At 38.8% G+C, this 20,560-nt stretch carries 24 protein-coding genes and 3 tRNA genes; 11 read left to right on the forward strand and 16 right to left on the reverse strand.

Annotated features, from left to right (window positions below):
• Positions 1-20 precede the first annotated feature (20 nt).
• Positions 21-890: a diaminopimelate epimerase gene (dapF, locus tag EHO65_RS16495; protein ID WP_135775640.1), complete on the forward strand. Its 870-nt coding sequence runs from the start codon at positions 21-23 to the stop codon at positions 888-890.
• Here dapF and EHO65_RS16500 read toward each other — a convergent pair.
• From EHO65_RS16500 to EHO65_RS16540, 8 genes are all read right to left on the reverse strand, one after another.
• Positions 887-1,597 carry a lysophospholipid acyltransferase family protein gene (locus tag EHO65_RS16500; RefSeq protein WP_135775641.1) on the reverse strand — a complete coding sequence of 237 codons (711 nt, stop codon included), beginning with the start codon at positions 1,595-1,597 and terminating at the stop codon, positions 887-889. The genes dapF and EHO65_RS16500 overlap by 4 nt on opposite strands.
• A gap of 20 nt (positions 1,598-1,617) precedes the next feature.
• Positions 1,618-1,896 (reverse strand): hypothetical protein, encoded by a 279-nt coding sequence (locus EHO65_RS16505; RefSeq protein ID WP_135775642.1) that lies wholly within the window; start codon positions 1,894-1,896, stop codon positions 1,618-1,620.
• 441 nt (positions 1,897-2,337) lie between these two features.
• Positions 2,338-2,814: a WbuC family cupin fold metalloprotein gene (locus EHO65_RS16510; RefSeq protein ID WP_135775643.1), complete on the reverse strand. Its 477-nt coding sequence runs from the start codon at positions 2,812-2,814 to the stop codon at positions 2,338-2,340.
• A gap of 300 nt (positions 2,815-3,114) precedes the next feature.
• A tRNA-Arg gene (locus EHO65_RS16520) sits at positions 3,115-3,191 on the reverse strand.
• Positions 3,192-3,197: 6 nt separating this feature from the next.
• A complete protein-coding gene (locus tag EHO65_RS16525; protein WP_135775644.1) occupies positions 3,198-3,629 on the reverse strand; it encodes a hypothetical protein in 432 nt (143 codons plus the stop codon).
• Positions 3,583-4,029, reverse strand: a complete 447-nt coding sequence (locus EHO65_RS16530) for a magnetosome magnetite crystal formation protein family (RefSeq protein ID WP_100708592.1) — start codon at positions 4,027-4,029, stop codon at positions 3,583-3,585. The genes EHO65_RS16525 and EHO65_RS16530 overlap by 47 nt, the downstream gene beginning before the upstream one ends.
• Positions 4,030-4,069: 40 nt before the next feature.
• A tRNA-Ser gene (locus EHO65_RS16535) sits at positions 4,070-4,158 on the reverse strand.
• Between the two features lie 13 nt (positions 4,159-4,171).
• A tRNA-Ser gene (locus EHO65_RS16540) sits at positions 4,172-4,257 on the reverse strand.
• Between the two features lie 54 nt (positions 4,258-4,311).
• On the opposite strand from EHO65_RS16540, the gene EHO65_RS16545 reads away from it, so the two are divergent.
• The 5 genes from EHO65_RS16545 to EHO65_RS16565 all read left to right on the forward strand — a co-directional run bounded on the left by EHO65_RS16545 (position 4,312) and on the right by EHO65_RS16565 (position 9,705).
• Positions 4,312-5,499 (forward strand): class I SAM-dependent RNA methyltransferase, encoded by a 1,188-nt coding sequence (locus tag EHO65_RS16545; RefSeq protein ID WP_135775645.1) that lies wholly within the window; start codon positions 4,312-4,314, stop codon positions 5,497-5,499.
• Positions 5,500-5,569: 70 nt separating this feature from the next.
• On the forward strand, positions 5,570-6,571 hold the full coding sequence (locus EHO65_RS16550; protein WP_135775646.1) for a patatin-like phospholipase family protein: 1,002 nt from the start codon (positions 5,570-5,572) through the stop codon (positions 6,569-6,571).
• 9 nt (positions 6,572-6,580) lie between these two features.
• Positions 6,581-7,519, forward strand: coding sequence for an ABC transporter ATP-binding protein (locus EHO65_RS16555; RefSeq protein ID WP_135775647.1), 939 nt, complete (start codon positions 6,581-6,583; stop codon positions 7,517-7,519).
• A complete protein-coding gene (locus tag EHO65_RS16560; protein ID WP_135775648.1) occupies positions 7,516-8,583 on the forward strand; it encodes an ABC transporter permease in 1,068 nt (355 codons plus the stop codon). The genes EHO65_RS16555 and EHO65_RS16560 overlap by 4 nt, the downstream gene beginning before the upstream one ends.
• A 24-nt stretch (positions 8,584-8,607) precedes the next feature.
• Positions 8,608-9,705 carry a quinone-dependent dihydroorotate dehydrogenase gene (locus EHO65_RS16565; RefSeq protein WP_135775649.1) on the forward strand — a complete coding sequence of 366 codons (1,098 nt, stop codon included), beginning with the start codon at positions 8,608-8,610 and terminating at the stop codon, positions 9,703-9,705.
• Positions 9,706-9,707: 2 nt separating this feature from the next.
• On the opposite strand, the gene EHO65_RS16570 is transcribed toward EHO65_RS16565, so the two are convergent.
• Positions 9,708-10,370, reverse strand: a complete 663-nt coding sequence (locus tag EHO65_RS16570) for a hypothetical protein (protein ID WP_135775705.1) — start codon at positions 10,368-10,370, stop codon at positions 9,708-9,710.
• Between the two features lie 89 nt (positions 10,371-10,459).
• Between EHO65_RS16570 and EHO65_RS16575 the strand changes: the two genes are divergently transcribed.
• Positions 10,460-10,954: a SixA phosphatase family protein gene (locus tag EHO65_RS16575; RefSeq protein ID WP_135775650.1), complete on the forward strand. Its 495-nt coding sequence runs from the start codon at positions 10,460-10,462 to the stop codon at positions 10,952-10,954.
• An 8-nt stretch (positions 10,955-10,962) separates the two neighbouring features.
• Positions 10,963-11,496 carry a hypoxanthine phosphoribosyltransferase gene (hpt, locus tag EHO65_RS16580; RefSeq protein ID WP_425269359.1) on the forward strand — a complete coding sequence of 178 codons (534 nt, stop codon included), beginning with the start codon at positions 10,963-10,965 and terminating at the stop codon, positions 11,494-11,496.
• Here hpt and EHO65_RS16585 read toward each other — a convergent pair.
• Complete coding sequence (locus EHO65_RS16585; protein WP_135775652.1) at positions 11,481-12,095, reverse strand: hypothetical protein; 615 nt, start codon at positions 12,093-12,095, stop codon at positions 11,481-11,483. The two genes, hpt and EHO65_RS16585, sit on opposite strands and share 16 nt — an antisense overlap.
• Here EHO65_RS16585 and EHO65_RS16590 point away from each other — a divergent pair.
• Entirely contained in the window at positions 12,094-13,182 is a 1,089-nt protein-coding gene (locus EHO65_RS16590; protein ID WP_208744139.1) for a hypothetical protein, read from the forward strand. The two genes, EHO65_RS16585 and EHO65_RS16590, sit on opposite strands and share 2 nt — an antisense overlap.
• A gap of 4 nt (positions 13,183-13,186) precedes the next feature.
• On the opposite strand, the gene EHO65_RS16595 is transcribed toward EHO65_RS16590, so the two are convergent.
• Together EHO65_RS16595 and EHO65_RS16600 are read right to left on the reverse strand one after the other, a co-directional pair.
• Positions 13,187-13,756 (reverse strand): DUF1569 domain-containing protein, encoded by a 570-nt coding sequence (locus EHO65_RS16595; RefSeq protein WP_135775654.1) that lies wholly within the window; start codon positions 13,754-13,756, stop codon positions 13,187-13,189.
• Between the two features lie 72 nt (positions 13,757-13,828).
• On the reverse strand, positions 13,829-15,076 hold the full coding sequence (locus EHO65_RS16600; RefSeq protein ID WP_135775655.1) for a citrate synthase family protein: 1,248 nt from the start codon (positions 15,074-15,076) through the stop codon (positions 13,829-13,831).
• Positions 15,077-15,151: 75 nt separating this feature from the next.
• On the opposite strand from EHO65_RS16600, the gene EHO65_RS16605 reads away from it, so the two are divergent.
• A complete protein-coding gene (locus tag EHO65_RS16605; protein WP_135775656.1) occupies positions 15,152-16,285 on the forward strand; it encodes a citrate synthase/methylcitrate synthase in 1,134 nt (377 codons plus the stop codon).
• 49 nt (positions 16,286-16,334) lie between these two features.
• Here the strand turns inward: EHO65_RS16605 and EHO65_RS16610 are convergent, their stop codons facing one another.
• The 4 genes from EHO65_RS16610 to EHO65_RS16625 form a co-directional block, all read right to left on the reverse strand.
• Entirely contained in the window at positions 16,335-17,441 is a 1,107-nt protein-coding gene (locus EHO65_RS16610; protein ID WP_135775657.1) for a M23 family metallopeptidase, read from the reverse strand.
• 88 nt (positions 17,442-17,529) lie between these two features.
• Positions 17,530-18,444 carry an alpha/beta fold hydrolase gene (locus tag EHO65_RS16615; protein WP_135775658.1) on the reverse strand — a complete coding sequence of 305 codons (915 nt, stop codon included), beginning with the start codon at positions 18,442-18,444 and terminating at the stop codon, positions 17,530-17,532.
• A 149-nt stretch (positions 18,445-18,593) separates the two neighbouring features.
• The gene (locus EHO65_RS16620) at positions 18,594-19,007 is read right to left on the reverse strand and encodes an acyl-CoA thioesterase (RefSeq protein ID WP_135775659.1); all 414 of its coding nucleotides are present in this window, start codon (positions 19,005-19,007) and stop codon (positions 18,594-18,596) included.
• A gap of 51 nt (positions 19,008-19,058) precedes the next feature.
• Positions 19,059-19,775 carry a glycoside hydrolase family 25 protein gene (locus tag EHO65_RS16625; RefSeq protein WP_135775660.1) on the reverse strand — a complete coding sequence of 239 codons (717 nt, stop codon included), beginning with the start codon at positions 19,773-19,775 and terminating at the stop codon, positions 19,059-19,061.
• A 242-nt stretch (positions 19,776-20,017) separates the two neighbouring features.
• Between EHO65_RS16625 and EHO65_RS16630 the strand changes: the two genes are divergently transcribed.
• Positions 20,018-20,554 (forward strand): flagellar protein FlgN, encoded by a 537-nt coding sequence (locus EHO65_RS16630; protein WP_167482045.1) that lies wholly within the window; start codon positions 20,018-20,020, stop codon positions 20,552-20,554.
• The last annotated feature ends 6 nt before the right edge of the window (positions 20,555-20,560 follow it).

The following is a 20,560-nucleotide window of genomic DNA, read 5'->3' on the forward strand; positions in this document are numbered from 1 at the left end:
GGTTTGATTAGGAGATTCGTTTGGCTAAAGTACATTTTACCAAGATGGAAGGGATCGGAAACGATTACGTTTATGTGGATGCAACCAAAGACGATTTACGTCTAAGTCCGGAACAGATCCAAAAACTCTCCGACCGTAATTTCGGGATCGGTGGTGATGGAGTGATCTTTATCCGTGCATCGAATAAAGGCGATTTCCAAATGGATATGTACAATGCGGATGGTTCTTCTTCCGAGATGTGCGGGAACGGGATCCGTTGCGTTGGTAAATATGTTTTCGATCACGGTCTTACAAACAAAAAACAACCTAAGATAGAAACCGGAGCAGGTGTTTTAGAACTCGACCTTAAAGTAAATGGGACCGGCAAAGTGGAACAGGTTTCCGTAGATATGGGAAAACCGATCTTAGTTCCTTCTTTAATCCCTGTTAAATGGGAAAATGAAAATCCAATCTTAGAGCAGCCGCTTTCTTTCTTGAGTGGATTGCCAGGCTATTCTTCTTATAATTTAAAATTCAGCGCTGTAAGTATGGGAAATCCTCACTGCATTATTTATGTAGAAGATCCGGATAAGTTCCCTGTCAGAGAGATCGGCCCATTGATCGAAAATTTTACTGAACTATTTCCTCGTAGAGTGAATGTTGAATTCGTTTCCTTAAGAGGAAAGGATCATCTTTATCAAAGAACTTGGGAAAGAGGTGCTGGAGAAACATTGGCTTGCGGAACAGGCGCTTGTGCTGTGATGACTGCTTCTCACTTAAATGGCAAAACAGGAAAAGATGTTCGTATCGATCTAAGAGGCGGAACCTTAAGAGTGCAGTTATTGGATTCAGGCCATGTGCTGATGACTGGGCCGGCTACAGAAGTATTTAGTGGAGTCGTGGAAGTTTAAGCTTCCGCGTACTGTCCTTCTTGTAGGGCGATCATTCTACTTCTAACAACATCAGAGAGTTGTTTCATATTCTCATCTAAGGCACCGGAAAGAAATTCTCTGTGATCTACTTTTTCTCCATAGATCACTTTTACCTTTTTGTAGATTGCACGTTTTTTGATATCACAGACTTCTTTAGGCATTCCCATAAAGCTGCGAACGATAGGCGGAATTGGGATATCAGAATAAGATTCTTCGACAGGGATGATTACGGAAGGAAGAATATCCACTTTATTGCGGATGGAAAATGCTGCGAATCCTGAATGAAAGTCTACCATTCCGGATTTAAAATCATTTTTGACCATATAGTCATGGCCTTCGGGGAAAATTCCTAGGGTCTCTCCCTTTTTGAAAACCTGTTGGATCATCTTAATAGAACCGATGGAAATATTTCCGTCGATGGACATAGGGATCCCACCTGCAATCTTTGCAAGGTCTCTGAAGATAGGAATTCTGAAAGTGTACTCTGCAGCGATCCAAGAAATAAATCTAGGAAAAGTATAGGAAAGAATAAAAGGATCCATATCGGATCTATGATTGCAGGTAAGAATTACTTTACCGTTCGTTATTATATTTTCGGTTCCGTACGCGGTAATATCCACGGCTAAACCTATAAAGGGAGCCACGAAATTTTTGATCCGAAGATATGTCTTTGCTTCTTTCTCCACGGTCCAACCTTCCTAAGCGACTATTCTCCTAAGAAAACGCTCCACCATTTTTTATCCTGGCCTACAGGTTTGTTAGAGTTCGGATCTCCATCAGAGGATTTGATCTCTTGTCGAGGTCTTCCGAAATCTTTTTGTTTTCGTTTCGGTTGAACATTGGAGAGATTTTTTTTGATCTCTTCATATTCCTTCGAAGCGTTGGCATTAGAGCGAATATAATTACGTATATCGTCCCATTGAGGATCGTCTTCATTGCCGTAAGCGGCATAGTTGAACAGATCAATTTGATCGAATTCAGGCATACTTTTCCTTTCCGTTAAGGGGAAGTTCAGAATAGGATCTGATCGGAATTGCCTAAAAGCAAAATCCTTTCAAACCATTCGCATGTTTGCCTGGGAAAATACTATGGCAACAGTTTTCGTAAATTTCAAACCGGATTTTATGATTTCGTTTTTAAAAAATCTAGCGAATGTCACTGAATTTAGGACTTCGAATTTCCGAAGGTATAAGTTATGGAGAGAGAGAATCTCCCCCCTTTAAACAGACATAATCATAAAGAATCGGAAGATATAAAAGAAACCGGTACGGCGAAAAATCTAGGTAGGATCATTCCATTTCCTTCCCCGCCAGGAAGAAATTTGAAAAAGATCCGGGAATTGTACGAGGACATTTTCGATCAGGAGCCTTGATTAATACGCAATGCGGGTCTCTTCAGGAGCGAAGTGACTATATCGTTTCTGATTTTAGAAAAGAGATCTGAGAAAGTCCAGATATTGAGTTTTGCCTTCACTGTTCTCCGGTGGAGCCCAAGAAGCGAACTCTTTGTCGGTCGTCGGATCGTACGGTCCTGATTTTCCTTCGAAACAAATGCAGTTCTCCGAAAGGCAGACCAATGTATGGTACACTCCCGGAAGAATATCTATCCCATAGATCGGTCCGTCCGAACTTAGGATATGTTTATCTCTGACTTTACCATCTTCTTCGAATAAGATGAAGCCTAGTTTTCCTTTTAGCACTAAAAAGGTTTCAGGCTTAGGAGGATTTTTGTGACGATGCGCTTGGACGTAAGTGTCCTTAGTGAGTACGTTCAGAAATCTCTGATACGGTTCTAATAGTTCGTGGAAATTGTGATTGGTTCTTCCTCTAGCGGAAGAGGAAGCAAGTGGAAGGAGTTTATTGAATAACTCCTGATCGATGAGTAATTTATCCGGCCGAGACAAGTTGCAGATGCTGTTCGCAATACGCGATGAGGTAATCTGTGCAGGCTGTGCAAGTATCCGCAGCTCCGCAAGCTTTTACCACTTCACGATAATCTTGCCCTTGTTGTTTAGCAGTCTCTACGATTTTTTCAAATGTGATTTGAGCACAATGGCACTTTTCCATTCTGGTTCCCGATCTCTTTCTCTATAACTATCGTTTTTGAGACTCAGTATTAAAGTCAAGTTTTCTGAATAAAAGTTCAGAATATTTTCTAACTTATATGGGACATAATGTCAGAGTTTATGGGGAAAAGAAGAAGTTGGTGCGCCCAGAAGGATTCAAACCTCCGACCTTCTGATCCGTAGTCAGACGCTCTATTCAGCTGAGCTATGGGCGCGGGTGATTAAAAGAATTTCTTTTCCAAAAGCTCTAAATGCTCTTGGGGAAGTTTCGGGACCAGTTTTTTTCCCTTGGTGTAATTGTATAGCAGTAAACCGGATAGGCCAAGATAGATAATCACTCCTGCTAAATGAGCAAGATTTGCCAACCAAGCTCCAACAACAGGAATGAAGGAGAAGAACCAAGACAATACTAAGAATGTTATAAAGTAGAGAATATTCAAAAAGGAAAGTTTGGAATGTCTATATACTTCTGCTTCGTTTGAGTAGAAAGAAAATCCGATGAGCCAGTTTCCGAATAAAGGTAGAGTTACCAAATAGATTCTAAATCTTTCGGTATTAGTAAAACTCTTTGCTTGGTTCCAGTAAGGAGAGAGAAACGCGAAGGCCTTAGCCTTGAGTTCCTCTAATTTTGCTGAGTATTTTTCGAACTTCATTCTCTATTTCCGGGAATAATGGTAATACGAACAGTTTGCCTTGGTAAGCTTGTAAGGCTCCTAAAATTCCGTAACCTAATAAAGCCAACCATGCGACATAGCTGATAAAGTCGGTTACTACAGGATTCGCATGAATCCATTTTAAAATGGTGCTTAGAATAGGGAACTCTCTTAAGAACCAAACTACCAAGTATAAAAATACAAATCCTAGATTTAACTTGATTGCTTGGAGTGCGTGGAACTTGCAAATTTCCTGTTTTTTTCTAAAAAACCAAGGAATGACCCATCCTAAAAAAGGAATATAAGAAATAGCAGCAAATAGATTGGGATATTCATCCCCTTCTAATAATCGTTTGGTCTCTTCCAGGAATTCCCGGGTGTTGAATCTCTGGTCAGACATCTTCTTATTTCTCGGGGTCAGCGTGAGAGTTTGGAACTTTCGGAGACGCAGGGATTCGAACCCTGGGTACAGGTTACCCCATACGACAGTTTAGCAAACTGCTCCTTTCAGCCACTCAGGCACATCTCCAGCAGTGTTCCAACGGAGAAGGTAGGATTCGAACCCACGGTGGGAGTTACCCACGACGGTTTTCAAGACCGCTGCCTTAAACCACTCGGCCACTTCTCCGGTTAAGGATTACTTTACTGACAAGATGGGGGACCCTGTCAAGGTGATTTACCTATGAGTACGGAAAAGAACCGTAGAGAAATTTCAGGATTGGTCGCGGAGAAATGGGCTAATCTCGGAACTTGTATTTCTCATGCGGAGAATAAAACCGTTTTTGTAAAAGGAGCGGTTCCAGGAGAAACAGTTCGGATCAGAACTGATAAAGAAAATTCTAAACTGATTTGGGGTACTGTTCTCTCTGCTGAAAAAAAATCTACTCTTCGGATCGAGTCAGATTGTTCAGCATTTCCAGAATGTGGAGGATGTTCTTATCGCCATATTCCGTATGAGGAAGAGCTTCAGATCAAAAAATCTCTTCTAAAGGATTCATTCTTATATGTTTCTAAATTGGATCCTTCTCAAATTCCTGAAATTGAAATTTTAAGCGGGCCTTCTAACGGTTATCGTAACACTGCCCAGATCAAAATCGAATTCAAAAAAGGAAAAACAAACGCAGGATTTTATAAAGAGAATTCCAACTCCTTGGTTTTATTTCCTAAAGAAGGTTGTAAACATCTTCCTTCCGAAATGAACGAATATGTCAGAAAGAATTTAGGAAATAAGAAAACATTTTCTAGAAAGGGAGATTGGAGACTTCGCTATTCTTCCGGAGAGATTTTAGAATATGATAAAAAAGAAGTAAAGATAGGTCCCTACCTTCCTGAAAAATTAGAATGGTCCATTCCGGCAGAAGGTTTTACCCAAGTGAATCGTTTTCTCTTGGAAGAATGGATGCTCAAAATACGTTCTTGGGTCCCGAAAGATTCCGGTCCGGTACTAGAGTTTTATTCGGGAGCTGGATTGATCAGCTTAGCGATCGGCCATTTAGTGAGCCGTCTTTCCGGTTACGAATTGTCCAACTCTTCTGTAGAGGCTGCTGAAAAAAATGCGAAGAATCTAGGATATTCTCACTTAGAATTCCATACATTGGATCTGAATTCTTCTCTTCCTAAAAAACTGGATTCTTTCGGTGTAAAACTCTGTATCTTGAATCCACCGAGAGCTGGGGCTTCTTCTTCCTTATTAGATTTTTTGGATGGATCTAGACCTTCTCGTGTTATTTATTCGAGCTGTAATCATAGCACATTGGCAAGAGATCTTGGGATCTTAAAAAATTCAGGATATAAGCCGAAGGAAATTATTCTTACGGATTTTTTTCCCAGGACCAAACATTTCGAGGTTCTGGTTCTTTTGGATCTTTGATTTTTTACTTTTAGAATTTAGATCTGAAATCTGAAAATGGTTATTGGGGTCAGGATCCCGGAGAAACTAAATGCCTATCATAGACGAATACGAACTTCCTTCTAAAAAATCAGATCCTGGTTCCAAGTTCGGCGAGGTCTTACAAGGCATTTGGTTAGAAGATGAGATCTGTTTTGCAATCGCAGGTGGCGGTTGTAAGGCATTTTACGGTTTGGGCTTTGGCCATGAATTAAAAACCTGGGGATTAAAACTCAAACAAGTATCCGGAGTTTCCGCGGGTGCTGCAATGGTTCTTTCTTTAATTTGCGGAACAGAAGAAGAATCAGTTTCTTTCTTTGAAAGAATAGTCCGCAAGAACCCTCGCAATTTTTATTTCACTCGTTTATTCAACGGAGAGAAGGCATTTCCTCATGAGGATATGTATCGTAGGACGATCCGATTCGGAATGGATTTCGAAAAGATCATTCGCTCTGGTGCAAAAGTTTTTATACATACGATCAAAGCGTTTCCTAAGGACGATTCCAACAAGAACACATTCAGACTCGCGAGACTGATCGCAGAAACTGGAAAAGCGTTTTTAGAAGATGAAAGAGATCGAGGCAAGGGTCTACATACGGAAAGAACGTTTCGTGTTTTAAGAAATTGGAATATGAAAGAAGTTCTATTTACGGAAGCGGACTTCAGGGATCCGAGCGTGATTGAACAGATCATTATGAATTCTTCTTCTATTCCTCCTATTGTTTCTTTTCAGAACCATGGAAAAGAATATTATTTGGATGGAGGACTTACGAATAATTTACTTTTGGAAGCATTTCCTCCTAATGCAAAAATTATTGGAATACATTACGAGCCAACTACCATAGTTGGAAAAGATCCTCACCTATTAGATCGTTGTTTTTTAGTAACTCCTTCTAAGTCTTTGCCAATTACTTCTTTCGATTACACAAATGCAAAAGGTGTGAGAGAAGCTTACGAGATGGGAAAATCGGACGCATTAAAGAAGAAGGATCAAATCCTAGAATATCTCAAAAAAGATTGGGTGAAAAAAGCGGAAAAGCTGCGTAAGAATTAAGGTTGTACTGTGGATAAAATTCAAAATCCGATCATATCGGTATCTAATGTAACTAAAAAGTTCAAAGATGTAACTGCTGTTAGCGATCTTTCTCTGGAAATTAAAAAGGGAGAGTTTGTCGGTTTGCTTGGACCGAATGGAGCTGGTAAAACAACTCTGATCGAAATGTTGGAAGGTATCCAATTTCCAGATTCGGGAAAGATCCAAATTTTAGGCACGAGTTGGAAAGAGAGCGAAACATTTTTAAGAAGTAATATTGGTCTCGCTTTGCAAGAAACCAGATTTATGGATAGAGCCACAGTTTGGGAAACTCTGAAATTATTCGGAAGTTTTTATAAAGCTCCTGAGTCCAGACTTCATGAAATTTTAGAACTCACCAGACTTACTGAAAAAAATAAATCCTTCGTGAACAGTTTATCCGGAGGTCAAAGACAGAGATTGGCTTTGGGCGTTTCTATAATGAACAAACCAGAAATTCTGTTTTTAGATGAACCCACTACAGGTTTAGATCCGGGAGCCAGAAGAGATATCTGGAAAATCCTAGAGGATCTAAGAGCATATGGAACTACTATGATCCTCACCACTCATTATATGGAAGAAGCAGAAGTTCTCTGCGAAAGGATTATAGTGATGGATAAGGGCCGGATTTTAGACCAAGGAACTTTATCTGATCTTTTAGGAAAACTAGGTGGTGGAGAAATTGTTCGTTTCTCTTTGGAGAATGGAACTGATCCGAGTACTTATCTTCCTGAGAAAGGAAAATTCAAATTCAGTTGGAATTCCGACACGAAAGAAGGCCGCATCAACGTGGAAAGAATTACAGATTATCTTCCTTCTATGTTGGATTCTTTTTCTAAAGCAGGTATCGTTTTAAAAGAACTGGAATGTCATAAAAAAACTTTGGACGACTTATTCCTTTCCATGACCGGAAGAGGGTTGGAAGAATGAAACAAATCTATCATTTAGTCACGATTCAATTAAAAGAATTTTACAGAGAACCCGGGATTCTTTTCTGGGCATTTATATTTCCTATTGCTATCGCAGGTGTATTAGGACTCGCATTCACGACTAAGGGAGTGCCTCAAACCAGAGTTGCCATTATTTCTTCTTCGCATGATGCAAGCGGACTTTCGGCGAAGATTGAAAAAGCATTTTCTAATTCTTCCGGTGGGAATTCCGACGGTTTAGGAGTGATCATTCCTCAAGTTCTGACAGACGAAGATGCGATTAAGGCGCTAAAAAGAGGAGAGATCAATCTTTTAGTAAAAGAAGATGAGAAAGGAAATTTAGAATTTTCTTTCGATCCGAGCAATGCAAATGCGCAGAGAGATTACCTTCTTCTTTCCAATGCTCTTTTGACCATGCAAGGAAAAGAACAATCTAGTTCAAGCATCCGAAGATTGGATTCAAAAGGAACAAGATATATTGATTATTTGGTTCCTGGAATGCTTGCCATGGGAGTGATGAACTCCTGTCTTTGGGGAGTTGGTTGGAATCTAATCGAGATGAGGATGAAAAAACTTTTAAGAAGAATGTCCGCAACTCCAATGAATAAGTTGGCATTCGTAATGTCCTTCTTCTTCACTCGGATTTTTGTCACTACTGTAGAATCTATCATCTTCTTAACGTTTACATTTACAGTTTTTGAAAATGCTTTTTTTGGTTCTATTCCAGCGGCACTTCTGATCTTTCTAACTGGAAATTTCGTATTTGCATGTATTGGGATTTTTGTGGGATCCAGAGCACAAAGTGCTCAAGTAGGGAATGGACTAGTGAACGCATTCACATTTCCGATGATGGTTTTATCCGGGATATTCTTTAGTTATAAAAACTTTCCGGATATAGTACTTCCTTTCATAAAACATCTACCTTTGACCTTGGTGGCGGATTCTTTACGAGCTGTATTTATAGAAGGAGCCGGACTTGCAGAGATAATCTACCCATGTGTGTTTATGATCGGGATCGGATTTTTCTTCTTGGGTGTTGGGCTTCGTATATTTCGCTGGTCTTAATCTATCTATCTGCCAGGAGACCGGATGAATTCAGAATGGAAACAATGGGTTTATGAAAAAACAGCAAAACCTTTCTTCTTAAGCATTCATCCGGAGTCCGCTCACTACTTAGCCCAAAATCTACTCGGGCTTTCTAAAAAACTTCCGTTCGTGTTTCCTGTTTTGGAATCACTCATGTCTTATTCCAGCGATCGTTTGAAAACAAAGGTAGCGGGGATAGAATTTGCAAATCCAGTAGGTTTAGGTGCCGGTTTCGATAAAACTGGAGAACTGTATCCATTTCTTTCTCGATTAGGTTTTGGTTCGATTGAAGTAGGAACAATCACTGGTCAAGGCCAACTCGGTAACCCAAAGCCAAGAATTTTCAGATATGCAGAAGACGAAGCTTTAATCAATCGAATGGGTTTCAATAATCCTGGTGCGGACGTTGCTGAAGAAACAATCCGAAAACAAAAAAAGAACTGCATAAGAGGAATTAACGTAGGCAAAACAAAAATTGTCTCCGAAGAAGACGCAGTAGATGATTATGTATATTCTCTAAAGAAACTAACTCCATATGCAGACTATGCAGTGATCAATATATCTTCTCCTAATACTCCCGGTCTTAGGAATTTTCAAAAGAAGGAAAACTTTACCAAGCTAATGGATGGGATTCGTAGCGGTTTAGGTGGAAAATTTCCAGTCCCTGCTTTTGTAAAATTTGCACCTGACATGGAAAAAGAAGAGCTGAAAGGATTGTTGGAACTCTTACCGGATTCTAAATTATCAGGTGTAATTCTTACAAACACTACTATAGACAAATCAGTCTTAACCAGATACCCAAATGTAGAAAAAGAAGGTGGAGTTTCCGGAAAACCTCTTCGCCAAAGATCTACAGAATTTGTCAGATATGCCTACTCCATCTTAAAAGGAAGCCTTCCTATTATTGGGGTTGGTGGGATAAATTCGGGGGAAGCTGCATTGGAGAAAATTTTAGCAGGTGCGGACCTGATTCAATTATATACAGGTTATGTGTATAATGGACCTTTCTTGCCTGTTAGAATATTAGAATATCTGGATGGAGTTCTTAAGAAAACTGGAGCGAGATCGATTGGTGAATTGGTAGGTAAGAATAAGATCTAATCTTATTCTTCCGATATTTTACATTTTCCTTTTTCGTCCCATTCTGCTTTCCAGACGGCGGAGTTTTGTTCCTTCACTAAACGAATTACTATATCGGAACATACTGTTTTTGAACCGTTTTCAGAAACTTCAAAATCACCCTCATACCTAAACCAAAATTGTTCTTTATTAGGAGTTAGATTTTGCCCGAATTCAGGTTCTGTTAAACGAATAGAATCTACGGATTTAGATTTTCCTTTCTCTTCTAAGATCGCTTCTTCTACGATTTGATAGACCTCGTCTTTTGTAGGAGGTTCTTTTCCTGGTTCGGTGACAACAACTGATCTTGCCATTCCTATATCAGCGAAGACCCAACCTTTTTCTCTTATGAATTGGTAGATTACTCCGACTGGAGTTTTGGTTGTTTGACCTTCTTTTTTGCGGCTAGTAACGAAGAAGGAAAATTTATATCTTAGATCGACAGGTGCATTCTCTTCTGGAGCTTCTTTTTCGATCAGCTTAGGCTTTCCCGCAGCTTGGACGGAAAGTATTCTGTCTCCTGGGAATTTTTTGGACCATTGATTTTGTAATTCTTTTTTAGCCTTTTCCTCATCAGGAGTTCCTGCAATTTGTGAAGAAAGGTTTGTGGCAAAGGATATTAATAGGACCACCCCGATAATATACATCTTTGACATAGCTCAGAAGTTTTATCGTTAGGAAAGATCCTTGTCAATGAAATTCTAAATTCGAAAACTTTATCGCGGAGGAGAGGATTTTGAAAGAGATTCATCTCATAAGACATTCTAAATCCGATTGGAGCGATACTCATTTAAAGGATAAAGAACGTCCTTTATCGAAGAGAGGTCGTAAAAACGCGCGGTTTTTAGGAAAATATGTGGAGAAGGTTTCCTTTGTTACAGATGTCGCCCTTGTTTCGCCATCAATCAGAACTTCAGAAACTTGGAAGATATTACAAAGTTTTCAGAATATTACAAAGGACATTAAGATTGTAAGTGAGATATATGAGGCGGAGTATTCTGACTTACTTAGGATCTTAAGAGGTCTTCCTTCTAAGATCAATAATGTAGTTTTGATCGGTCATAATCCCGGTATGGAAGACCTGGCAAATTATTTATTATTAGGAAATAATACTGACTCTATTTTCGAAAAATTTCCCACTTCTTCTTTTATAAGTTTGGTAACTGATCAAAAGGATTGGTCGGATTTGGGAAAACAAAGTTGTAGGCTGAAAAGGTTTTGGATCCCATGAAGAATAATATTTCAAAATTTAATAATATACCATTCCAGACCTTATTCAGTGAGGAAATGATTATCGCAAGAGTCAGGGAATTGGGCCTACAGATTGCAAGCGACTACATAGAAAAGAATCCGATTTTCGTATGTGTCTTAAGAGGTGGAGTTTACTTCTTTTCAGATCTGACTAAAGCAGTTCCTATACCTATCGAATTAGACTTTATTCAAGCAAGATCATATATCGGAACGGAGTCTTCTGGAAATGTAGAATTGATAAAAGATCTGGATTCGGAGATTGCAGGAAGGGACGTTCTAATTGTAGAAGATATTGTGGATACTGGCCGTACGCTGAAATTTTTGATCTCTCATATTCTTTCTAAAAAACCCAATTCTCTCGAAATAGCTTCTTTATTATTTAAAGAAGGCGGAGAAGAAGTAGGTTATCCAATTAAGTACGTAGGTTGGAATATAGGTAAAGAATTTGTAATTGGATACGGCCTTGACTATGACGGCAAATTCAGAAATCTACCTGGAGTATTCCTTTATTCGGAAGAATGAGGAGTATCCTCAGGCTTTTTGATCAAAGTTTTTAGTCCGGTAATAGAAGTTTCCAAATCTTGGATCTTAGGTAAAAACTTCTGCCCATCAATAAAACTTTTACCTTCATTCTTTCCGAGCTCGGAATATATTTCAGCACTCAGATCATGATAAGACTTTTGTAGACTTATAAAAGAGGATTCTAAATGTCCAGGGGAGAGTGCCTTCTTCTTTACCCTATATTTATGGAATAAAGAAAATCCGAACTTCGTCAGAACTAAAAAGTAAGCGGGAAGAAGAAGGGTGAGTGCCGTTTTTGTGACCGCAAAAATTTCCCAAGACTCGGAAATCGTATGGCTTAAAAAGGATCTAAGCCCAGAGATAAAGACCACGGAGATTGTATAGTTCGTTCTTGGTGTCGAAGGGGATAAGGTATTGATAACGTATAATAAAGGCAGGGAAAGTAATAAAACCAAAACCAAATCGATTGGAAAGAGATTTGAAATCAAATCCAGAAAATGAACGATGGCCTTATAGGTTTTCACCAAGTCGTCTACGGATTGGTTTAACCTGTCAAAGTCAGCCTTTAGATTGGAGAAAAACTGGGTGATCTGGTTCATTAAATCGTTTCCTAAAATTCCAGGATGGGAAAAGAGAACAGCCCTGTCTCTAAAGCTGCAAGAACTTTCCTTAACTAAAAAACTCTTCCTGGTATATTCCGTTTTTGCGTTATATTTTTTATTCTATCACGAGGCCCATCTACCATTAGTTTGGATGGTTGGTCTAGCTTTGATCGGCTATCTTGTATCAGGAATTCTTTTCTGGGGGATCGTATTCGCTTTCCGAAAATTAGAAACTAAAGTCGTATTACCTGCAATTTTTGCAGAAGTCGGGATCGAAAGACCAACCATCAAATTAGTTCCTTGGGTAGAAGTTTCCTTCTTCGCATTTTCAGTTCTTGCATGTTGGCTTACTGGTTTTTTTGAAAACAGATCAGGTATTCTTTTTCTTTTGGTGTATGCAGCTGGAGTTTTAAGCGCAAGACTTATAGACAACAAAACATATTATAAAATTGGCTTATTGGGATTAGTTATCTTAGCTTCCGGACTTATCAGTTTTAAAAGTTTGCAGAAGGCGGAGATATTCGTAGCTTACTCGATGTTCAAGCCCGATTTCGAACAAAAGGATCTATCTCGTTGGAATTACAATGCGGAGAATAGGACCTTACATAACGAAGATCTAAAACTCAGCATTCTTTTACCGGAAGAGTTTTATTTTCATAATCCTCAAAATTTGAATATGGAAGATAAAACTGGAATCGGACAGATTGCCGGGATTATTTCTACGAGCGATTCGGATCCGAATCGTTATCCATCCATTAAGCTCTTTTTTGTTCCATTCAGATTCGATAATGAATCTGAACTACTTTCTGAATTCAAAAAGTTTTTGGACCTCCAAGTGCAAAGAGGAGATATCCAGGAATTGAACGAATTAGAAAGGGAAGTTTTCGAAGATAGATATTTCGGGACTTTTTGGACATTCTACGATGTTCTCAGACCAAGATACGCAAAAACAGGAATGTTCTTCTTAGCGAAACACAAACAACCTTATAGTTTGGTCTTTATCATAGACGAAAGTCTGATCAAAGGAAGAAGACACGAAGAATCCGTGGAAAAAATTCTCACCAGCGTAAAGATAGAAGAGTAACTTTTTAACCGATAGTTACGTAGTCTAAATGGTTTGCTATATGCATTGCATGCGCGAGCTCGTATTCTTGCTTAGTTAGTTTTCCGTAAGCGAAGTGGGGAGCAAATTCTCCAGTATAATTGGAGAATGCAGAGATCGCTTTTTTCAGTTCGAGAATACTATCTGAAATTGAAACTCCAGATTGTAAAACATCCGCACCAGGGATAGGTGCATTTAAGTCGTGAGACATCTTTCCTTTTCTGGAAAAATTCCAGAATGCAATCTTACCCAAAGTATTTTGAAAAACTTCGGATTTGTTTTCAGGATAACCTTTAATAGAATAATAAATACTTTGAGCACAATGAAGAAGTATCTGACTCGGGCTCCATTCTCCATATGGAACGATTGCTTTAGAGAGAAGTATCTTTTCTAACTCAGCATTCACTTCGGAAAAATTAGAAAATTGAAGTCCTCTTTCTTTTACTCCCGCGGGAGCATTGGAGCAAGACTCTAATACAGTTGCCGAGCTTGTTAGAATTCCAACAGCCACCGCTTTTTGAATAAATTCTTTTCTGGAAAAATTAGTATCCGACATGGAGCACTCCACAGTTCTTTTATTTCTATTCTCTAATAACTAATGAAATGATCGAAGGAGTCAAGAATTTGATTATTCTTGAGGAAGGTTTCCGATATACTTTGCTCTAGGTCGGATCAAGTTTCCTGAATCATATTGTTCCATTGCATGAGCTAACCAACCCGCAGTTCTACCGATCGCAAAAATTCCAATGCCAGTTCCTTTAGGGAGTTTCAGCGTCTTAGAAACAAGTGCAAGTCCAGCATCAATCGTTGCATAATCTTCTATAAGTTCTTCTATCTGTTTTAGGAATTGAAGATATAGTTGGACTTCCGCATCTTCTGAAAAAAATCTTTCCACCAGCTGTATTAATTTTCTGCCTCTGGGGTCTCCTTTTTTATAGAGAGGATGACCGAAGCCTGGTATATTTTCTCCGCTTCTTAATTTTTCTTCTAAGAGTTGTTTATCTTTCTTTTTGTTTCCGCTTGCTTGGGAAAGAAGAAGGATCGCTTTCTCAGTGAGTAATCCATGTTTTGGACCTGACAAAGCAGCGAGTCCGGCAAGTACAACTTGATAAAGAGAAGCTTCACTGGAAGCAACACATCTTGCCGTAAAAGAAGAAACATTCAACTCATGATCTGCCGAAAGGATCAAAGCTGCTTCTAAAAGTTTGAGTTTGGAGAGGAAGTTAGCATCTTCCTTTTTTCTAGATGGATTCCAGCCACTTAAAAGTGTCTCAGAAATTTTTCCTGCAGATTCCTTTTTCCCGGAAGAAAACAAGGTAAGATATCTTAAGATAGAAGAGGAAGTCTTTCTAAAAGTTTTAGGATCTTTTCGAAATGCCTTTGCATCTTCATATTCTAAAAAGGGAAGTAAGATCCTAGAAATATCTAAGATGGGCCGGCCTTCTAATAATTTTAGGATTTTATTACATTCTTCAGATAATATTGGCCAATCTGATTCAAAAGGATTTGTTTCTTCTGATTCCCAAAGTAAGCAGGCTATATCTTCAAAACTTCCGTTCTCTGAAAGTTCTAAAACATCCTTTCCTCTGTAAAAGAGAGAGTTTTCACCAAGTAACGTAATAGACGATTCTAAAACAGGTTGTCCTAAGGATAAGGCGGCTTTTGCAGTTTTTCCGGGCTGGCTTCTTTCTTCCCTTCTGAGTAATAATTGTTCTATATCTTCTCTTCTGTATCTTTTACTTCTGTCTTTATTACCTCCGGATTCGGAATGTAATAAACCGCGACTAACGTATGCATATATAGTTTGAACTTCTACTCCTAAAGCGGAGGCAGCCTCGTCCGCATTCAGGAACGGTTTTTTTGAAGAAAAAGCCATATATTGACAATATAATCAACATTGACTATGCTCTGTCAACCCGCTAAACTTGAACGGAAACAAAGGAGAAATATCATGCTGATCTCTGAACAGGAAAAAGAGAAAATTTACAGCCCGGGTTTAGAAGGGATACCTGCGGCAAGAACCAAACTTTCCCAAGTAGATGGAAAGGGAGGTAGACTGATCATTGCAGGTTACCCTGTGGAAGAATTCGCAGGCAAAGCAGTCTTTGAAGAAACCATCTTCACACTTTGGAATGATAGAAGGCCAAAGCCTACCGAAACAAGTTTATTCTCAGAAGAACTCAGATCCTCCAGAAGATTTTCTAAAGTGATACGAACCATCATTGAAGAGGCAGTGTATGCAAATCTTCCTTTGATCGATATTTTAAGAATTGGATCTGCAGCTTTGTCTTTAGGTTCTCAAAAAGAAGATCCTAGAAAGGATGCGATGGCAGTCCTATCTACGTTTCCTTTAATTGTTGCTTGGGCTTATCGTTTGTTGAAAGGGCAAGCCCCAGTTCTTCCAAGACAGGACTTAGATATTGCAGCCAACTTTTTGTATATGTTGAATGGAGCTGATCCGGAACCTAGAAACGTTCGCGCTTTGAATACATATCTAAATACAGTTTGCGATCACGGATTGAATGCTTCTACCTTCGCAGCGAGAGTGATCATCTCCACTCAGTCTGATATGATTTCAGCAGTTACCGGTGGATTAGGCGCATTAAAGGGGCCTCTACATGGAGGAGCACCAGGGCCTGCATTAGACACAGTCTTTGAGATTGGAGCAAGGGAAAATGCGGAGAAGGTACTAAGAGAAAAATTAAAACATAATGAAAGATTAATGGGCTTTGGGCATAGGATCTATAAAGTCAGGGACCCTCGCGCAGACGTTCTTGCTAAGGCAGCAAAAATATTATACGATACCGATGAAAAAAGGGAGTTCTATGATCTTGCAATGTTCGTGGAAAAAACTGCCTTAGATTTATTGAAAGAATATAAACCGGATAGAATTCTACAGACCAATGTGGAATTTTACACCGCATTACTTCTTCATGGATTAGGATTTCCAACTGAGATCTTTACTCCAGTATTTGCAATGGGAAGAGCGGCGGGTTGGACTGCTCATTGTTTTGAACAAATGAAAGAGAGGATCTTGAGACCGGATGCGATCTATACGGGAGAGGACGGAAAGGTTTGGAATTGAAGAGGATATTCATCGGGAGAGATATTATCTTCTCTCCCGATTCGATAGATTACTTTTTCGAGGTTTTCTTTTTGGCTTCGACCAAATCCGTTTGAACAACGGAAAGAGGATCGATCATTGTTCCTAAAACCCTAAGTCCCAAATGTAAATGAGGTCCGGTCGACATACCGGTGGACCCGATCTTTCCGATCAAATCTCCCTTCTTCACTTTATCGCCTTGCTTTACTAAAATTTCAGATTGGTGCATGTATAAGGAATAAACTTCCAAACCATGATCTATCACTGTGAAGTTGCCTTCGTAATACATAGATCTTGCTAAGATCACGGTGCCGTCATTGATCGCATAGATTGGATCTCCAACACCGCCTTTGAAGTCGGAACCACCATGAGGACGACCCTTCTCTTTATTGTAGATCCTACGTTTGTAAAATGGGCTATTTAAGATCGGATTGTGAACCGGATATTCGAAATCCGTTGCAATTTGAAGATCCGACTTAGATTGAAATGCTTTTGCTTTTGCATCGGAACATTCTTTGATGAATGTTTTAGTTTCTTCTGAAAGTTCGTCAGTCGTATACTGCTTATCCATCGTAAGATGAGATACTTTAGAAGTGGCAAAGTAAGTTTTCTGGATTGGGATCTCGTATTTTTTGGAATCGTTTTTAGTAAAAAGATGTTTTTCAGTTAATTCCAAAACTCCATATGTTTTTGAAAATTCTGGAGAGATAGGAAGAAAGGTGAGGATATAACCTTCTCTTTGAGTGAATGGAAGTTCTTGCCCCTCCCAACTGATCGTAAAATTTCCGAGTTTATCTAGGATTTTAGGCAAAGGTTTTATTTTTAAAAATAGAAGTTCCCCTTGCGCGAACTTTCTTCCTCCAAGAGAGAATGAGAACAGTTCTTCTTGTTTTTCTACAATCTCTCCTTTAAGTCTTTTAGATGTTTTTTGTTCAGAGATAACCGTCTTAGGTTTTTTCTCTTCTTTCTTCTTTTCCGGTTTAGAATTTAAAGCAACTTGGTTCAGCTTAGGAAGAACTGAACCCTTTTTGGGCGCCTCATTCTTTTTCTTCTGGTTGGTCTCTTTTGCAAAATGTAAAGAGCTAGAAAGAAGAACTAGAGATATAAATAGAAAGATGTTTTTAGAAATATTACGCATTGGAAAAAAGGGCCCGAGACACGGACATTCTCATAATCGGATAAGACGTATATTGGTACAGAAATATTTTTCCAGATTTGGAAAGAATCTATTCTTCCGATAAAAAGGATGCCAGTTCCGGATTCAATATCTCAGGGATTTCATGGTGGATCCAGTGAGTACCCTTAGAAAAGAAACGTACGGAACCTTCTGAAAATAATTCCAAGGTTTCTTCTGCCATTTCTTTAGCCAAAAACCTGTCTTTTTCTCCCCAGAAAATCCGAGTAGGAACTTTGATCTTTCTAGTTCGTATTAATTTAGGAGGATTTTTAACTGCAGCACGATACCAATGAAGCATTGATTTCACACATCCGGGAATTGCCCATGCATCTTTATAAAGTGAGATCTCTTCCGGAGAGAATGCACCTTTCATAGAAGTTTTTGTTAAGGATCTCTCTAATTTTCTGAAATTCAATCTAGAGAGTAAGAACTCAGGTAACCATGGAATCCTGAAGAAAAGTATATACATACTCTTCTTCCTTTGAGCCTTATCAGAAAGAATTTTTCTCTTCATGATCGTAGGATGGGGAACATTCAAGATACAAGCTTTTCTAAATCGTTCCGGAAACTTGGAAAGAGTCCAATACGCTACTGCTCCTCCCCAATCATGAGCAATAATATCAGTTTTAGAAATTCCATACGCATCTAAAATGGAAACAATATCTTCGGATAAAATATCCAGTCCGTAATCTGAAATAGATTTAGGTTTGGAACTTCTTGCATAACCTCTTTGGTCAGGAGCGATCACTAAAAATCCAAGCTTCGCAAAATAACCGATCTGATTTTTCCAAGCATAAGAAAATTCAGGAAATCCATGTAATAATAATAATGGTTTTCCATTTTTAGGACCGGACTCGAGTAAGAAAAATTTTTGTCCGTTCGCGTCTATGTATTTGGAACGAACCTCAGGAAAGTCGGAAGGGAAAGGCAAATGTTTGATGTTCTCTTCAAGTATTACTGACATGATAGGGTTTCCCATTTTAACCCTTATATTAGTTTCAGCAAGAAAGATTAAAGAAATTCTTTTCGAGGTAAACGATCGTTTATTCTCTAAAATAGAGAAATTTAAATTTTTAGAATATTATACAGGGACCTATTTGAAGAAGGAAAATGTCAAAGATACTCTTCCAATTTTCTATAAACTTCTTCGGGCCAATCTGTCAGACTCAGGGTAGAAAGAGATGCGAATCCGTGTAAAAAGTCTGCCGAACATCTTTTTTCTTCTCCACAAATCGCTTCTACATTGATGAGAATATTTTGGCGTCTTAACCGTTTTACTTTTACTTTAAATTCTAAAATCTCTCCTAAAACCGAAGGTTTATAGAATCTTGCCACAATCTTCATCGCAGGAATACCTTGTCTATTCTCACTTACCATACGGGAGAATTCGAATCCAATCCCTTCTCTGAACCAATCTTCAATTGACTCCACGAATAAATTGAAATATTGAGGAGTGAATACGACCCCACCCGGGTCGCAGTGCTGCATTCTTATTATCTTTCGGACTACGTAAGCTTTGTTTGTCATATATTCCCTGAAATATAGCACAAACAAGTTAGGCCTAACTTTGGATAATTTCTACAATTTTTTCAGAAAGAGATCATCGCCTTTTAGAGCATTTAAATCTACGGGACCTTCTATCCCTTCTAATCTAGCTCTACTATGATATTGCCAGATGATCCAATTTCTTTTGAAAGAAGAAGATGGATGTCCGAATATATCCCGAATCCAAACAGGATATTCCAAAAAGTCATTTTTCAAGTATAGATCTATAAATTCGTAAGTAAGATATAGTATGGGTTTTTTTCCATAATGATTTTCTAATTCAATAAGGAAGTCATGGATCTCTTTTTTTACATCTTGTAATGGGGGTCTCTCTTTACAGTTTCCGACAAACTCCAAGTCTGCAACGGGAGGCAAAGACTCGGGATCTTTAGGGACTAATGAGATGAAATTAGCGGCTTGTTCTTTTCCGGAACGGCATAAAGTGAAAAAATGATAAGCTCCGACTCTGATCCCTAACTGATTTGCCTGTTCCCAATTTCGTAAGAAGGCTTTATCTTTCCAATCTCCACCTTCGGTAGCCTTAATATAAACAAAGCTGATTTTGTTTTCTGAGACCTTCTTCCAATCTATATTTCCTTGGTGGTTAGAAACATCAATTCCTCGGATCGGATATTTTGATTCGGATGGATATACAAACCATATAATTCCTTTGTCAAAAGCAAAGTACAGGACAAAGAGAAGAAGGAGTAGTGGTAATAGTAGAGCTAAAAGTTTATAGGGAAGTTTCATTCGGACTTTTCGAATAAGAAATCTGTATTAACATGAAACTAGGTCATTCTTTTTCTAATTTCTCCTAAAGTATCATTGAAATATTATGTCTCTTTATTGAGTTTTTCAATCTCGGCAAATCGCCTTCTTCTCTTTAGAAAATTCTTATTACTTCTAGTTCTTCGCTTCTAAGCCTCTGAATTTCCAAAAAAACCCCTCATAAAATTCCGGATTCCGCCGAAACAAAGAACAGGGACCGGACAATGATATTAAATAAAGAGGAATGGTTGGATCGGGTGTCTTCTCTTTTCGAGGAAGAAATCCGACTGTACTCCGAAATCCTGGAGTTAGAGAAAGAAAAGACTGAATCGATCACGAAAGCGGACGGAAGATCTTTGGAAACGATTTCTAAAAAGACCTACGAGTTGATTGTTCATGCGAGCGAATTGGAAAGAGTTCGTATGTCCGCTATCCATGATGTTTATACATCAGGTAATTTAGGAATTCCTAAAGAAGGCGAACTTACTCTTACTGATTTTTTAAATAAGATAGACCGTGAATCCGAGCACAAGTTGAAACAACTCGGAACAAGATTAAAGGATACGGTTCATAGGCTGAAGGACAAGATCAAAGCCAATGATAAATTGATCCGAACCAGACAGGAATTTTTGAAGGCCACCATCGACGCGATGCGGACTAACGCGAATAGCGGAGAAGTCGCCGTTTACGAGGACGAAAATCCAAGCGCAGTCAGGAACAAGAAGAAACGTTCTTCGGTGCTAGTAAACGCTTCGGCGTAAGATTGG

The organism is Leptospira andrefontaineae (genome assembly GCF_004770105.1).
Lineage (GTDB): Bacteria > Spirochaetota > Leptospiria > Leptospirales > Leptospiraceae > Leptospira_B > Leptospira_B andrefontaineae.